This is a genomic window from Pseudomonas sp. FA-1 (assembly GCF_056856075.1).
Genome location: NZ_JBWXTH010000007.1, coordinates 83,678 through 97,687 on the forward strand (window position 1 = coordinate 83,678; position 14,010 = coordinate 97,687).

A 14,010-nucleotide genomic window follows, 5' to 3' on the forward strand; every position below is an offset into this window, starting at 1 on the left:
CCAGCCCGCTCCCACAGCGCCGTACAACGTATTGGTAATTGGGAGTCAACATGGATCTGGGTATCAACGGCCGCTGGGCCATCGTCTGCGCCGCCAGCCAGGGGCTGGGCAAGGGGTGTGCCCAAGCCCTGGGCGGCGAAGGCGTCAACCTGGTGATCAACGCCCGCACCGCCACCACCCTGGAACAGACAGCCGCTGAGTTGCGTGGCCTGTTCCCGGGCATCGAGGTGCGTACGGTGGTAGGCGACGTAGCCGAGCCAGCTGTGCGTCAGGCCCTGCTCGCGGCCTGCCCGCAGGTCGATATTCTGGTCAACAATGCCGGCGGCCCACCCCCGGGTGATTTTCGCGACTGGGGCCGGGACGACTGGCTCAAGGCGCTGGATGCCAACATGCTCACGCCCATCGAGCTGATCAAGGCGGTGGTCGATGGCATGGCCGAGCGTGGTTTCGGGCGGGTGGTGAACATCACCTCCGGTGCGGTCAAGGCACCGATCGATATCCTTGGCCTGTCCAATGGCGCGCGCAGTGGCCTGACCGGTTTCATCGCCGGGCTTGCTCGCCAGCAACGTCTGGCCGGGCGCAACGTCACGCTGAACAACCTCCTGCCAGGCGCCTTCGACACCGCTCGCCTGCAAAAGACCCTGCAGGCTGCGAGCCAGGCCAGCGGTGACCTGCAGGCAACCACCCAGGCCCGTCGTCAGGCGATCCCGGCGGCGCGTTTCGGCAAGGCCGAAGAGTTCGGGGCGTATTGCGCGTTCCTGTGCAGCGCCCAGGGTGGCTATATCACCGGGCAGAACCTGCTGATCGACGGCGGGGCGTATCCAGGGACGTTCTGACGGGCTTCGGGCATCAAGATGCCCGAAGCCGAAATGAGAGGGATATCAACGACGATAGTAGCGGCGGTCGTAATCGCGGTAGTCGCGGTCGTAGCGATGGTGCATCGCGCGATAGTGGTGACGCTCCCAGTCGCGGCGGCGCTCGGCTGCGCGGCGGGCCTGCTCGCGGCGCCAATGGTCGCGACGCCAATCACCTCGGCGGTCGTGCCAGCGGCCGTCGTGGTCGTGCCAGTAGCGGTCGTCATGGGCAAGCAGCGGTGCCGATTGCAGGTCGGCGGTGCTGGCCAGGTTGGCCCAGGGGTTGTCGACGGCCTGGCGCGGAGCCTGGGGGGCTGCGACGTGCGGGGCAGTCGCAGGGGTGGACGCCTTCATTTGCGTTGCTGATGCCGAGCCCATTGCCGCGAACGCGAACAGGCCGAGCAGCACTATCCGTGGGACATGGAATTTCATGAGCGAAGACAACCTCTGGTGGACAATGGGATGTAGCCGGCTGGCAAATGGTTTGCCGAGCTTCGTGCCTATCCACATAGACCGATAAATAGGAAAAAGTTCTAGGCAGGCGCGTACAAATAGCTGCCGCGGCTTTTGTGAATGCAACCATGAACAGAAACGCCACCCGTTCGGGTGGCGTTCTGGCGACGCTCGGCGTCAGGCGATAATGGCCTGTGGGGGGGTATCGACGAAGAACTGGCGATACCACTTCCTCAATTCGAACAGTTGGCCATCCTCCTTGCACAGCAGCGGAGCCTCCCGGTACACCTTGTTCTCCCAGATCTCGACATCCTCGTAGAACGCTTTGTGGGCGAAGCCTGCATATTCCTCGGCGATGGCGTCGATGTCGCTGATCGCCGGGTCGTGGCGTAGCTTGAGGCCATAGCACAGGTCCAGGCTTTGGTGGTCCACCGGCGTATGGAAGTTGACCTGCCGGCTTTCGTGGGTGCCTTGCATCTCGACGTGCATCAGGCCCGGCCCGAAGTAGGTCGCCACGGTCTCCAGGTGGCTGCCCAGCGTGGGGTGTCGGCCGATCAGCGAGATCTGCCGGGCGATGTGTCCGTCGTATTCGACGGTGATCTTGTCGATCGGCGACTGGTGGACGATGGCGAAGTGCGGGGTGTCCACCAGGTTCTCGATGATCTCCTTGCCCTGGGTCTTGATCCTCCAGCGCTTGAAGTACCAGCGTGTCCAGCCGTCATCATCGTTCATCTCGGTGGAGCGCGGCACCTCCCATTCGGGCTCGCCCCCCTGCGGATCGAACCAGAGGTGGATCATCTGGTTCAGCTCGCACACCGGGTGCCACTTCAAGGCGCCTTCCTTTGCCTTGGGCGGAATGCGCTCGGCATAGGGGATGGCGGTGCATTTACCTTGCTGGTCGAACTGCCAGCCATGGAAAGGGCAACGAATGGTGTTGCCTACGCACTGGCCGCCGCCCAGGTGGGCGCCAAGGTGAGGGCAATGGGCATCGAGGATCGCGACCTCACCGTTTTCGCCTCGAAAGGCGACGTAGTCCCGATTGAAGTACTTGAGCGACTTGACCTGCCCGATGGCCAGCTCATTCGAAAAGAGCACGCCAAACCAGCCCTTGGGAAAGCGTTCGGCAAAGAAATCTTTGTTCACGGCTGAATCTCCAGGTGTTTATTGTTTTTTTTCGCCCATCCACCCTAGGCGTCAGAAGGTGCCAGCTGGGCTTCCTGCTGCCTGACCGGCTGGCCGTCCAAGCCCACGCCGTGAACGTCCATCAGCCACTGCGCCGTGTCTGCACGTTCCCGCGAGATGAATACGCGTTTCTCGGCGGTCTTGGCTGGGACTTGGTCGCGGTCGAGATAGAACTGCACATACCATTCGCGCAGCTGATAGACCGGCCCGTCGCCGCCACACAGGATGGGGTTGTCCACGCGTTTCTTGTTGTCCCAGATGCGCAGGTCCTGGAAGAACGTTTCCTGGCCGTTGGCAATATAGGCGGCGATGAGTTTCTGGTTTTCGGAGAACGACAAATTATCCAGCGCTCGTACTTTCATGCCGAAGTGCATCATGAAACGATCCTGGGTGATCGGCACGTTGCCGATCATCATGATGCATTCAAGTTTATGGCCCCACATTTCCGCTTCCATGTCGGCAATGACATAGGACGGGCCATAGTAGTAAGCAATGCTGCGCAGTGAATCGCCGGTGCCGATCAACTGGTTGCCGCCGGTCAACATCTGGCAATAGGTATGCCCCTGGGAGACATTGAGGTAACTGCTGACGGGGGAGCCATGCACCGGTTCGAAGTGGTAGACATCGGCCAGGTTATCGATAAGTTCGCGGCAATTGGTATTGGCCGGTTTGCTCAACACCACCCAGTCCGACCAGTTTTCTTCCTGGCAGCAGCGGTGCGGTGGAATACGTTGCTCGGCCATGGGTGGCAAGCCTTCATGGTCATGCCAGATGAACAACAATTCGTTTTCCACCATGCATTCCCATTGGCGAATTCGCGCCTTGGGCGGGATCTTCTCGCAGTAGGGGATCTTCTCGCAGTAGCCGCCATCGCCCCATTGCCATGAATGGAAGGGACACTCCAGGGCATTGCCCTTGACCGTACCGTTCGCCAGATTGGCGCCCATGTGCGGGCAATAGGCATCGAAAACCCGAATGACACCGTCTTCGCCGCGAAAGGCCACCAGTTCCGTTCCGAAGACTTCGAACGCGGTCACTTCGCCTTGCTTGATCGTGCGTTCCAAGCCAAAACAGTGCCAGCCACGCGCATAACGATTGGGTGTCTTGGAAATGATCCGTGCAAACTCCACCATCGTCCTTTCCTCTTTTTTATATATTTCCAGGCTCCGCCGTTAGACGGTTCGGCGGGAAGAAAACTAGTGGCGCAGGTCAGGCCTGTAAATGTTCAAATTTGCACGCGTGTGTGCAATCGTGCACCGCTGGGTCAATCGCTGGCGCTTCATTTTTCTTGGGGGCAACCCCGGCCAAGTAGCTGTTTACAAGGCGATGCCACGCGGTTGACCCTGGCACGGGTGCGTGCTTTTATGCACCCCGTTCGCGCCCAGTTGGATACGTGGCCATGGTTGCCAGGGTGGGGCAGGCTACCCGGCGCGGCCCGATATCGTCGGCACCACATGGAGGGGCGCGAAGTGTTGGACTGGGATGATCTACGTTATTTTCTCGCCGCCGTGGAAGCGGGCTCCTATTTGGGGGGCGCCAAAGCGTTGGGCGTGAATCGGACTACCGTAGGTCGTCGTGTCGAAGCCTTGGAAAAGTGCATCGGCAGCCCGTTGTTCAAACAAACCGCCTCGGGATACCACCCCACCGAAGTGGGGATCAAAGTCCTGAAGTGTGCCAAACAGCTGGAAAAGCACGTGGCGCAACTGTCCACGGCCCTGGTCAACCATCAAGGCGCACTGCAAGGGCATGTACGCGTTGCCGTCGCCGCGGAGCTTGGCAGCGACTTGCTCGCCGAAATATTGCGATTCCAGCGCAACCACGGCGAGGTCACCGTGGAAATCTCGAGTGTGCGTGATCCCGTCACCGCCTTGACCCAACGCAAGGCCGACATCGCCCTGGGCGCCTTGCGTGCCAAGCCTGAGTACCTGGCAGGGCAGTGCCTGGGGCGATTGTCGCTCGGCGTCTATGGTGCCGCGCATGTGTCGCGTCATGGCATGGGCGCGCAGGACACCGCCTGGGTGGGATGGTCCGAAGACATGCACGGCTGCCTGCTGGCCAGCCTGATGGCCAGCCATGTTGGCGAAGATGCCCGTACCGTCAGCTGGGTGGACTGCTGGGCGGCCCTCAAGGCAGCGACCTTGGCGGGTAGCAGCGTTGCCCTGATGTGGCAGGCCTTCGCCGAAACCGATCCAGGTCTGGTTCGCCTCCCGGGTTTGCTGCCCGGCCAAGGGCAGGGGGCCGACCTGTGGTTGCTGTCGCTCGAGGCGATCCCGCTGGATGCCTGCAAGAAGGCAATGAGTGATTTTCTATTCGCAAGCCTCAGGCAAACACTGGCCGCAGGGCCAGGTTTCACCGCCGCCGGTTGCTAGGGCGCCTACCCGCGAGCGTTGGGCCATAGTCCCAATGGCCGATGTCTGCTCGGTGATCGCTGCCGAGAATGCTTTCGCACTCGTCCAACCAGACGTAGCGAGGAAAGGGTGATGATCGATCTGGGCGCGAACGTGGCCATCGTGACCGGTGCCGCAACGGGCATTGGCTGTCGGGCTGCGTTGAACTTCGCCAAGGCAGGTACACTGCCTGGCAAGCCTCATGCAATCGGCCAGAGGGCCTGATGGCAGTGCTTCCAACACCGTGCCAACGTCAACAAGAAAAGCGGTTTTTCAATGCACAACCTCAGCGTCGAGTTGTTCAGTGACCTAGTCGGCAAACTCTATCAGGGGCCACGGGAGACCATTCCCTGGGCGACATTCCTCAACCAGCTCAATGTGCAGATGCGCAGCAAGTACGTCACGTTCATGCTGCGCCCGCCAAGCCACCTGGACGTCGGCCTGATGATCAATACCACCGGCTCCACGGCGGAGATCACCAGCTCGTACAACCAATATTTCTTCGCCCTCGACCCTTTCGTCGATTTACCTAACCGCCAGGTGGTCACCAACTCGGAGTTCATCACCGACAACAACTGGCTGAATTCGGAGTTCTACAAGAGCTTCCTCGAGCCGTTGGACGTGTTCCATATCCTGGGTGCCGACATCACCACCTGTGACGGTGTCAACTGCCGGATCCGCATCAGCCGCAGCCGTAGCGCGCCTGCCTTTGGCGACGAAGAAAAGGCGCTGTTGGCGCAGTTCATCCCTCACCTCGAACGCTCGGTCGAGATCCACACCCAGCTCAACCGCATCGCCACCGAACGCAACCTGTATGCCGAGGCGGTGGACCAGCTCGAGGTCGGCACGATCCTGCTCGATGAGGCCGGCCGTGTCCTGCAGACCAACGAGGTCGCCAATGGCCTGATCCAGGCCAAGGATGGCATCAGGTTGGTCCAGGACTCGCTGGTGGTCGGCAGCAGCCGCGAGACCCAGGAGTTCCGCCGCCTGGTCAAGCGTTCCTTGCTCTCGCACAAGAGCAATACCCCGTCGGTGGTCGAGGCCCTGCGGGTCAAGCGTACGTCCGGGCGCGCGGACCTGGGCATCATCGTGCGCTCGGTACCGCCGCTGGAATGGAGCGAAGGCAAGCAGTGCCCGGCGGTGGTGATCTTCATCAGCGATCCGGAGCGGCATTCCAGCGCGCCGAAGGAAATCGTCAGCGCGCTGTTCAACCTCACGCCAGCAGAAACCAGCCTGGCCATGTTGCTGGCCAACGGCTTGACCAAGGACGAAGCCTCCAAAGAGCTGGGCATCAGCACCAACACTGCACGTGCCCACCTGCGATCGATCTTCTCCAAGACCGGCGTGACGCGCCAGACGATGCTGGTGCGTCTGATCCTGCGCAGTGTCGCGACCTTGGGTTGATGCGCACGACTGCCTGGCCGTGGCTACCCTCTGTATTATCCGAACCGACGACAGACCTCATCGGCGTTCGCCGCGTTGGACGAGGTGCTTCGTTACAGACGTTGACACACGTAGGCCGTGGAGCATGCCGTGAACCCTGGAGAAGCCAACGCCAACAATAGGCGCCATGCGGGCCAGGACCTGATCAAGTGGATCGCCCTGGTGACCATGGTGCTCGACCACATGCGCCTGGCCTGGCCGGCGCTCAGTGGCCTGTTCGTGCTTGGCCGGCTTTCGTTCCCCTTGTTCTGCCTGGCCATTGCGATCAATGTTTCGCGCACCCGGCCAGGTGAGCTGTTCACCCGGAGCAACGGCCGCTACCTTGCGCTGTTGGTGCTGTTCGCTGCGCTTTCAGAGGTGCCGTATCGCCTGATTGGCACCTCGGACACATTCAATGTGCTGGTGACCCTGGCCCTGGGCTTGCTGGTTGCCTGGGGGGCGCACCACCGAAGCGTCGAAAGCCTGGCTATGGCGGCCGCGGCGGTGGCAGTCGCCTGTCTGCTGAACGAGCCGCTCATGTATGGTTTCTTTGGCGTGCTTCTTCCTTCGGCGTTGTTGCTGGCGATCAAGCGCCCGATGTGCTTTGCGCTCGTGCCCGTTGCGCTGTGCGTCATCATCAACACGCGCACCGGGTTGTTCACGCGTGCCCTGGAGCTGGAACCCTATGCCATGCTGGCGTTGCTGGTTGCCGCGCTTGCGCCTGTACTTGGGCTGGCGCTGTTCGGATGCAGGTTACCCTTGCGGGTCATACCGGTCACGCGATGGAGCTATTGGTTCTACCCAGGCCACCTCGCTGTGCTACTCGGTATACGCGCTGTGCTCTAGCGCTTTTTCCACATGGCGTTGCTGCCGTTGGCCGGAGCGGGCTTGCCCCGCGGTCAAGGGGGTAGCCCTTGCCAGGCGGCCTTGTCCAGAAGGCCAGGCAGGCGCCAGGGCAGTCACCCACCCCGGCGCCGCTCAATGGCAATCAGCGATTCTTGTCCCACTGCTGAGTGTCGTTTTGCGATTGCTGCCCACCCATGCGATCCCTGTCGGTGGGGTTCTGCTTGTCGGTCATGTCCTGGCCTGCCTGGCCGCCCTGGCTTCCGGATTCCCGAGACCGATCCCAGTTCTTGTTCATCTTGTCCTCAGGCTTGCGGTCCGATTGCTGCCCACCTTTTTGCTGGTTAGGCATGCCGCTTCCCGGGCCCTGGCCACCTTGCTGGCCTGTGCCGGTGTTGTTGCCCATGCCGGTGTTGGTGTTGCCTTGGTTACCCTTGTCTTGATTGTTAGCCATGATCGCTTACCTCAAGTCAAACACAGGAAGATCTGTGTCCAATTTGGAGTGACCGGCTCCGTCTCGGTATGCATTTATCGCAACCTTTTCGGACCAAGCGCGTTAACAACCAGTGGGCCGGCATTTAAAGCGCCAAGCACAGGTTCGAACCGGCAAGACGAACGCTTCACCTTCATCAGACGCTACGCGTCACCCCACCATCGACCCTGATGTTCTGCCCGGTGATATAGGCCGCGCCATCGCTGGCGAGGAAGGCAATGGTCGCGGCGATTTCCTCGCTGGTGCCGTATCGCTTGAGCGGCACGCTGTCGCGACGCTGTTCGGTGGCGGGCAGGCTGTCGATCCAGCCGGGGAGTACGTTGTTGATGCGCACGTTATCGGCGGCGAAATTGTCTGCGAAGATCTTGCTGAACGCCGCCAGGCCAGAGCGGAACACCGCCGAGGTGGGGAACAGTTCACTCGGCTCGAAGGCCCAGGCCGTGGAGATGTTGATGATCACGCCGCCTTTTTGCCGCTGCATGATCGGCGTCACCAGTCGCGTAGGGCGGATGACGTTGAGCAAGTAGGTCTCCATGCCCTTGTGCCAGTCCTCGTCACTGATCTCGAGGATGGGCGCGCGAGGGCCGTGGCCGGCGCTGTTGACCAGCACGTCGATGCGGCCCCACTTCTCGACGACGGCATCGACCAGCCGCTGCAGGTCTTGCACCGACTGGTTGCTGCCGGTGACGCCGATACCGCCAAGCTCGGCGGCCAGCGCCTCACCCTTGCCTGAAGACGAAAGGATGCCGACCTTGAAGCCATCGGCCGCGAGACGGCGCGCCGCGGCTGCACCCATGCCACTGCCGCCGGCGGTGATGATTGCTACTTTTTCTACCGACATGCTACCTCCTGGGAATTGAAAACACGCTGTTGCAGTGGGTTCCACACTAGCAGTCGCAGGAGTCTCCAGGGAGGCAGCCCAGCTATGCCGAGCCAGTAGATTGACTTTCGTCTGCCTGGGCGTTGAGCCAGTGCCTGACGATATCCAGGGCGGCAGGCTGTTGCGCCTTGCGTGGCCATACAAGGTAGAACGCCTTGTCCAGACGCAAGTAGTGGGGGAAAACCTGCACCAGCCTGCCCGTGGCGATATCGTCCTTGACGAAGGCATGGCTGGCCAGGGCAATGCCTTGCTTGCCAACGGCAGCTTCGATCGCCAGCGACGTCTGGTTGAAACGGACATGCCTGGCTGTCGTTGCGCGGTGGCCGGGAAATACGGTGGCGATGAACTGCGGCCAGTAGTCATGGGCATCGTGAAGCGCGGCGTACCCTTGAAGGGCTTCGAAGCGATCAGGGTGGCCGCGTTCAGCCAGCAAGGCGGGGCTTGCCACCGCAACGATCCGTTGCTCCATCAACCGCTCCGTGTTCAGGCCGGGCCCGAAGGGTGGGTGGCCGTAGCGCACGGCGATATCGACGCCATCGGTATGGAAATGCGAAAGCCGCTCGGTGGCCAGCACCCGAAGGTCGATGTCCGGATGCGCCTGGGCGAAGTGCCCCAGCTTCGGGATCAGCCATTTAGCGGCGAAGGTCGGTGTGACGCTGACGGTGAGGTGGGAAGGTTCTGGGCGCAATAGGCGGGTGGCCTCCTCGAGCATCGTCAGCGCACTGCGAACGTTCGCACTGTAGGCACGCCCGGCATCGGTCAGGCCAAGGCCGCGGGGCAGGCGGTCGAACAGGCGAACTTGCAGGCTCGCTTCCAGCCCGCGGACCTGTTGAGCTACTGCTGCCTGGGTCACGCCGAGCTCCTCGGCGGCAAGACGAAAGTTCAGGTGACGCGCCGCCACTTCGAACACGCGTAGTGCGTTGAGTGAAGGCAAACCAGGAAAACCTGCGGGCATGGCAATGGGAATTCTATTGGGTAACGAGGGGAGAGTGTGGCACGTGCCTGTCTGCCAAGGGAAGCCGGGCCAATCGCGGGACAAGCCCGTCCACAGGGGATTCGCAAGTCTTGAGAACAGCGCAATCTCGGTGGGAGCTGGCGCTGTCCGGGCATATTGCGCGGTGCCTGTGGGAGCGGGCTTGCCCCGCGATAGGGCCAGCCCAGGCAACGACCTCCCATATGGCACCGCAGCGTCGTGGTGTCAGAAGGTATATTTGGCGGTCAACATCAGGTTGCGCGGATCACCGAAGGTATCGCCGCCGTAGTCCACCGATTCGGAAATGGACGAGTAGTATTTCTTGTCGAATACATTATTGGCGTTGAGCTGCAGATCGAGATGCCGGTTCACCTGGTAGCCGGCCATCAGGTCGGTAACCGCATAGCTGCCCTGGATCAGTCGGTACTCACCGCCCTCGGTCGGGATGTCGTTGTACATGCGGCTCTGCCAGGTCACGCCACCACCGATGCGCAGCTTCTCCAGCGGGCCCTGGAAACGGTACGTGGTGTACAGCTTGAATTGGTGTTCGGGGGTGTCGGTTTCAAGCGGCTTGTTGACCTTGGCGGGGGCATTGTCATCCTTGATGGTATGCACGCGGGCGTAGGTGTAGCCCGCACCGATCTGCCACTGGTCGGTCAGCGCACCTTGCAGTTCAAGATCGATACCTTGGCTGCGCACTTCGCCGGAGGCCTGGTAGCAGGTCAGTTGTGGGCAGCTCGGCAGTTTGACCTCGACCTGGCGGTTTTCCTGGTCGATCCGGAACAGCGCCAGGCTGGCATTCAGCGCGCCATCGAAGTACTCGCCCTTGATCCCGACCTCGTAGTTCTTGCCCACGATGGGCGTCACCGGCTTGCCGGTGCCATCCCGGCCACTTTGCGGGGTGAAGATATCGGTGTAGCTGGCGTAGACAGAATGGTGCTCGTCCAGGTCGTAGATCAGGCCACCATAGCGAGTGACCTTGCGCGTCACTTTGTAGTCGCCCGCGTCATTGTCTCGCTGGTCGTAGTCGTACCAGTCCAGTCGCCCGCCCAGGATCAGCTTGAGCGGGTCGGCCAGGCTCAGGCGGGTAGTGGTGTAGACACCTTCCTGGTTGATCAGGTAGCGGTTGTTGCCGGTATGCACGAAGTTGGGCTTGCCGCCGTCGAGAGGGTAGTCGGTGTCGTACGGGCTGTAGTTGTGCTCGTTCATGTCGTACAGGCGCTTGCTGGCGCCGACCACCAGCTCGTGGGTGCGGCCCAGGGCTTGGAACGGGCCGCTGGCGAAGGCATCCAGGCCCAGTTGGTTCTCGTCGTGCTTGGACTGGTAGACGGTACGGCTCAAGGTCTTGGCCGTGTTCCAGCGCGATTGGTACGAGCCCCGGAACAGGGCGTTCTGCTCGCTGTAGTTGGCGTTGACCTGCAACTTCCAGTCATTGGCCAGCAGATGACGCAGTTCGGCGAACAGGGTATTGATTTCCTGGTCCTTGTTTTCCCAATCCGTGCCTGGGTTGTACGAGCGCGACACGTCCAGGTGGTGGCCGCTGAGATCGGTGGGGATGGCGCCCCAGAAGAAATTGGTCTTGTCCTTCTGGTGGGAGAAGCCGAGGGTAAGGGTGGTGTCCTCGCTCAGGTCGGCTTCGGTGATCGCATAGAACAGACCGTGATCTTCCTTCTGCCCATCTCGGAAGCTGTTGGCGTCACGGTACGAGGTGACCACCCGCCCACGCAGCGTGCCGCTTTCGTTGAGCGGGCTGGAGGCGTCCAGTTCGCCCCGATAGTTGTCCCAGCTGCCGGCAGCACCCGTCAGGGTGATCTTCCGTTCGGCCAGCGGGCGCTTGCGCACCAGGTTGATCGCCGCCGATGGCGTACCGGCCCCGGTGACCAGACCGGTGGCGCCGCGTACCACTTCCACGCGGTCGAACATCGCCAGGTTCGGTTGGGCGCCTACCACCCAGCCGGTGTACGAGCTGGGGATGCCGTCGTACATGATGCTGTCCACGTCGAAGCCACGAGCCGTATAGGACTGCCGGCCAGGGCCGCTGGATTGATTGAGGAACAGGCCGGGGGTGTACCTGGCCACATCGTTGATGCTGGTCATGTTCTGGTCATCCATGCGCTGGCGGGTGATGACGGTCACCGCCTGGGGTGTTTCGCGCATGGTCAGGGGGAGCTTGGTGGCGGTGGACATGCTGCCGGTGGTATACGACTGCGACCCTTCGGTGGTGCTGCCCAGGCCCGTGTCCGTGATGGCCGTGGCGCCTAGCTCGAGCACCGCGGGCGCTGCGGGTTGCTCGCTGGCGACCGTGGGTGTGAGCGGCGCCACGCAGATGGCGATTGCCAACAGGCTGCGTGTGGGCGTGAAGCGTTGGGGCGAAGGGGCCTGGGACATGCTGTCATCCTTGTTGCTGATGATTATGATAATGATTAGCAATAAGTTTGTCAGAATGTGTCTCTTGCTGACAATGCATTCGAATGGAGAGGTTGGACGTGGGCTATCGTCGCGGAGGGTAGAATGCAGGCAGGGTTCGCCGCGATGGTCCAGCGCCTACGTGAACGCCGCTCGATCTCGAGGCGCTGACGATGCCATGATGGACATTTCCAAGCCGCTCCCGATCAAGGACACTCAATGTTTGCCGAGCACCTTTTGATGTTCTTGCCGATCACGCTTAGGCCACAGCCAGGTTCGGAGGTCGTATGTCCCAGATCGATTGGCTGAGCCAACTTTTGAAAGTGATTACCGTCACCGGCCAGCTGGAGGTGCGTTGTTCCTTTGGTGCGCCGTGGCGTGTCAGCTGGGAAAGATCCGCGGCGCACGAGATTCCCTATCACGTCGTGCTCAAGGGCCGAGCGATTGTCGAGGACCTAGAGAAGGGAACCTGCAAAGAGCTCGTGGGTGGGGATATCGTGCTTCTGCCCCATGGCGCAGCACATGTGCTGCATGATGGCAGTGGCGATGAAACCGCGACGGCCTCCATCCGGCATAGCGCCGCGGGATGGATGGTGAGTGAGAATCGAGGCCAGGGAGAACGCCTGGACATGTTGTGCGGTCATTTCTTCATCGCGCCACCTCATCACCGATTGATTCGAGATTACCTGCCGGTAGATCTGGTCGTTCGTGCCCTGGATGGGCCGTGTGCAGGCAACGGCCTTTCGGCGTCGAATCATCTGGCTGGCTTACTGACCCTGATGCGCATGGAAACCATCGAGGACAAGCCTGGCGCAGGCGCCATTCTCGACGCACTGACTTCTGCATTGTTTGCCTTGGCGCTTCGCGCTGGCAGTGAAGCTGAACACGCTCCCGTGGGCTTGTTGGCGCTTGCGGGACACCCTCGACTGGCCCCGGCTATTTCCGCCATGTTCTCCAATCCAGCGCACTCCTGGAGCCTGCCTGAGCTGGCAGGGCTGTGCAGCATGTCCCGCGCCACTTTCATGCGGCATTTCCAAGGCAAACTGGGACGGTCGGCCAACGAACTGTTGCTCGATATCCGCATGAGCCTGGCAGCAAATGAGCTGAAAAAACCTGCAGCGACGACCGAGGCCGTAGCCGATTCGGTCGGCTATCGATCAGTGGCTGCGTTCCGGCGTGCATTCACGGACAGGCTGGGGATGACACCTGGACAATGGCGTCGGCAGGCATTCGATGAAAGCAGAGCTTCAACATCTCGGTAGCCGAAGTGTGGCGGGAGTATTGCCCCGTTCGCGCCAATTCAGCGCTAGCCGCAATAGGGGCTGGCGGATTCTTGATTGATCCTTTTGAGCATTTTCTTGAGCGAATGCAGTCTCGAAAGGTCTGTCGCGCAGGCCTAGAGTGGCGTCTCCCAATCGATGTACCCCTACGGAGACATACCATGACCAGAACCACCGTCCTCAAGCCCGAACATGTGCCGGCCGCATCCCAAGCCACGCTCGACTCGTTCAGCAAGGGGCTGGGCTTCACCCCGAACATGATGGCGAGCTTTGCGCAAAGCCCGATTGCGTTCAACGCCTGGGCAACCTTGCTTGGCGCCTTGAGCAAGGCACTTGATGTGAAGACCCGAGACAGCATCGGCCTGACCGTGTCGGAGGTGAATGGCTGCAATTATTGCCTGGGTGTTCACAGCTTCACGGCCGAGCATCTGGCAAAGATGCCGGCCGATGAAATCATCCTGGCGCGCCAGGGCCATGCCAACGATCCCAAGCGTGATGCCGCGGTGCAGTTCGCACGCAAAGTCATCGAGACCCGTGGCCAGGTCAACGATGGCGACCTGCAGAAGGTTCGCGAGGCCGGCTATACGGATGCGAACATCATGGAAATCGTAGCGCTGGTGGCGATGTACTCGCTGACGAACTTCTTCAACAACGTATTCGATCCGGAAAAGGATTTCCCAGCCGTCACGCCGGCAGGCTCGATCTGAATGCAACGGCCGCGCCGCTGACGCGGCCGTTCTCCATAGACAGGGGGGGCTGTTCGCTTTTTGCGATCGTCCTGGACGCCTGGCGTTGGAGCCCCGTTTTTGCCTGCTCGCTTGAATCTTCATCGACGAG

The 14,010-nt window shown here is 61.3% G+C and carries 13 protein-coding genes; 6 read left to right on the forward strand and 7 right to left on the reverse strand.

Annotation, left to right across the window (positions count from 1 at the left end; translation table 11 throughout):
- Window positions 1–50: 50 nt before the first annotated feature.
- On the forward strand, window positions 51–836 hold the full coding sequence (locus AC1MHZ_RS14380; RefSeq protein ID WP_368829336.1) for an SDR family oxidoreductase: 786 nt from the start codon (window positions 51–53) through the stop codon (window positions 834–836).
- A 45-nt stretch (window positions 837–881) separates the two neighbouring features.
- On the opposite strand, the gene AC1MHZ_RS14385 is transcribed toward AC1MHZ_RS14380, so the two are convergent.
- The 3 genes from AC1MHZ_RS14385 to AC1MHZ_RS14395 form a co-directional block, all read right to left on the reverse strand.
- On the reverse strand, window positions 882–1,286 hold the full coding sequence (locus tag AC1MHZ_RS14385) for a hypothetical protein (RefSeq protein ID WP_368829335.1): 405 nt from the start codon (window positions 1,284–1,286) through the stop codon (window positions 882–884).
- A gap of 198 nt (window positions 1,287–1,484) precedes the next feature.
- Window positions 1,485–2,450 carry a 3-ketosteroid-9-alpha-monooxygenase, oxygenase component gene (locus tag AC1MHZ_RS14390; protein ID WP_482966531.1) on the reverse strand — a complete coding sequence of 322 codons (966 nt, stop codon included), beginning with the start codon at window positions 2,448–2,450 and terminating at the stop codon, window positions 1,485–1,487.
- Between the two features lie 44 nt (window positions 2,451–2,494).
- Complete coding sequence (locus AC1MHZ_RS14395) at window positions 2,495–3,622, reverse strand: 3-ketosteroid-9-alpha-monooxygenase, oxygenase component (RefSeq protein WP_482966532.1); 1,128 nt, start codon at window positions 3,620–3,622, stop codon at window positions 2,495–2,497.
- Window positions 3,623–3,943: 321 nt separating this feature from the next.
- Here AC1MHZ_RS14395 and AC1MHZ_RS14400 point away from each other — a divergent pair, with 321 nt between their 5' ends.
- The 3 genes from AC1MHZ_RS14400 to AC1MHZ_RS14410 all read left to right on the forward strand — a co-directional run bounded on the left by AC1MHZ_RS14400 (window position 3,944) and on the right by AC1MHZ_RS14410 (window position 7,144).
- Window positions 3,944–4,858, forward strand: coding sequence for a LysR family transcriptional regulator (locus AC1MHZ_RS14400; RefSeq protein WP_482966533.1), 915 nt, complete (start codon window positions 3,944–3,946; stop codon window positions 4,856–4,858).
- 294 nt (window positions 4,859–5,152) lie between these two features.
- On the forward strand, window positions 5,153–6,280 hold the full coding sequence (locus AC1MHZ_RS14405) for a helix-turn-helix transcriptional regulator (protein WP_465001223.1): 1,128 nt from the start codon (window positions 5,153–5,155) through the stop codon (window positions 6,278–6,280).
- 129 nt (window positions 6,281–6,409) lie between these two features.
- Window positions 6,410–7,144, forward strand: a complete 735-nt coding sequence (locus tag AC1MHZ_RS14410; RefSeq protein ID WP_324812964.1) for a TraX family protein — start codon at window positions 6,410–6,412, stop codon at window positions 7,142–7,144.
- A 142-nt stretch (window positions 7,145–7,286) separates the two neighbouring features.
- On the opposite strand, the gene AC1MHZ_RS14415 is transcribed toward AC1MHZ_RS14410, so the two are convergent.
- The 4 genes from AC1MHZ_RS14415 to AC1MHZ_RS14430 form a co-directional block, all read right to left on the reverse strand.
- Window positions 7,287–7,595: a hypothetical protein gene (locus AC1MHZ_RS14415; RefSeq protein ID WP_482966534.1), complete on the reverse strand. Its 309-nt coding sequence runs from the start codon at window positions 7,593–7,595 to the stop codon at window positions 7,287–7,289.
- 175 nt (window positions 7,596–7,770) lie between these two features.
- A complete protein-coding gene (locus tag AC1MHZ_RS14420) occupies window positions 7,771–8,475 on the reverse strand; it encodes an SDR family oxidoreductase (RefSeq protein WP_324812958.1) in 705 nt (234 codons plus the stop codon).
- A gap of 82 nt (window positions 8,476–8,557) precedes the next feature.
- Window positions 8,558–9,469 (reverse strand): LysR substrate-binding domain-containing protein, encoded by a 912-nt coding sequence (locus AC1MHZ_RS14425; RefSeq protein WP_324812955.1) that lies wholly within the window; start codon window positions 9,467–9,469, stop codon window positions 8,558–8,560.
- A gap of 243 nt (window positions 9,470–9,712) precedes the next feature.
- Entirely contained in the window at window positions 9,713–11,875 is a 2,163-nt protein-coding gene (locus AC1MHZ_RS14430) for a TonB-dependent siderophore receptor (RefSeq protein WP_482966535.1), read from the reverse strand.
- A 305-nt stretch (window positions 11,876–12,180) separates the two neighbouring features.
- Here AC1MHZ_RS14430 and AC1MHZ_RS14435 point away from each other — a divergent pair, with 305 nt between their 5' ends.
- Together AC1MHZ_RS14435 and AC1MHZ_RS14440 are read left to right on the forward strand one after the other, a co-directional pair.
- Window positions 12,181–13,155, forward strand: coding sequence for an AraC family transcriptional regulator (locus tag AC1MHZ_RS14435; protein ID WP_324812949.1), 975 nt, complete (start codon window positions 12,181–12,183; stop codon window positions 13,153–13,155).
- Window positions 13,156–13,334: 179 nt separating this feature from the next.
- Complete coding sequence (locus tag AC1MHZ_RS14440) at window positions 13,335–13,880, forward strand: carboxymuconolactone decarboxylase family protein (RefSeq protein ID WP_482966536.1); 546 nt, start codon at window positions 13,335–13,337, stop codon at window positions 13,878–13,880.
- Window positions 13,881–14,010 lie beyond the last annotated feature (130 nt).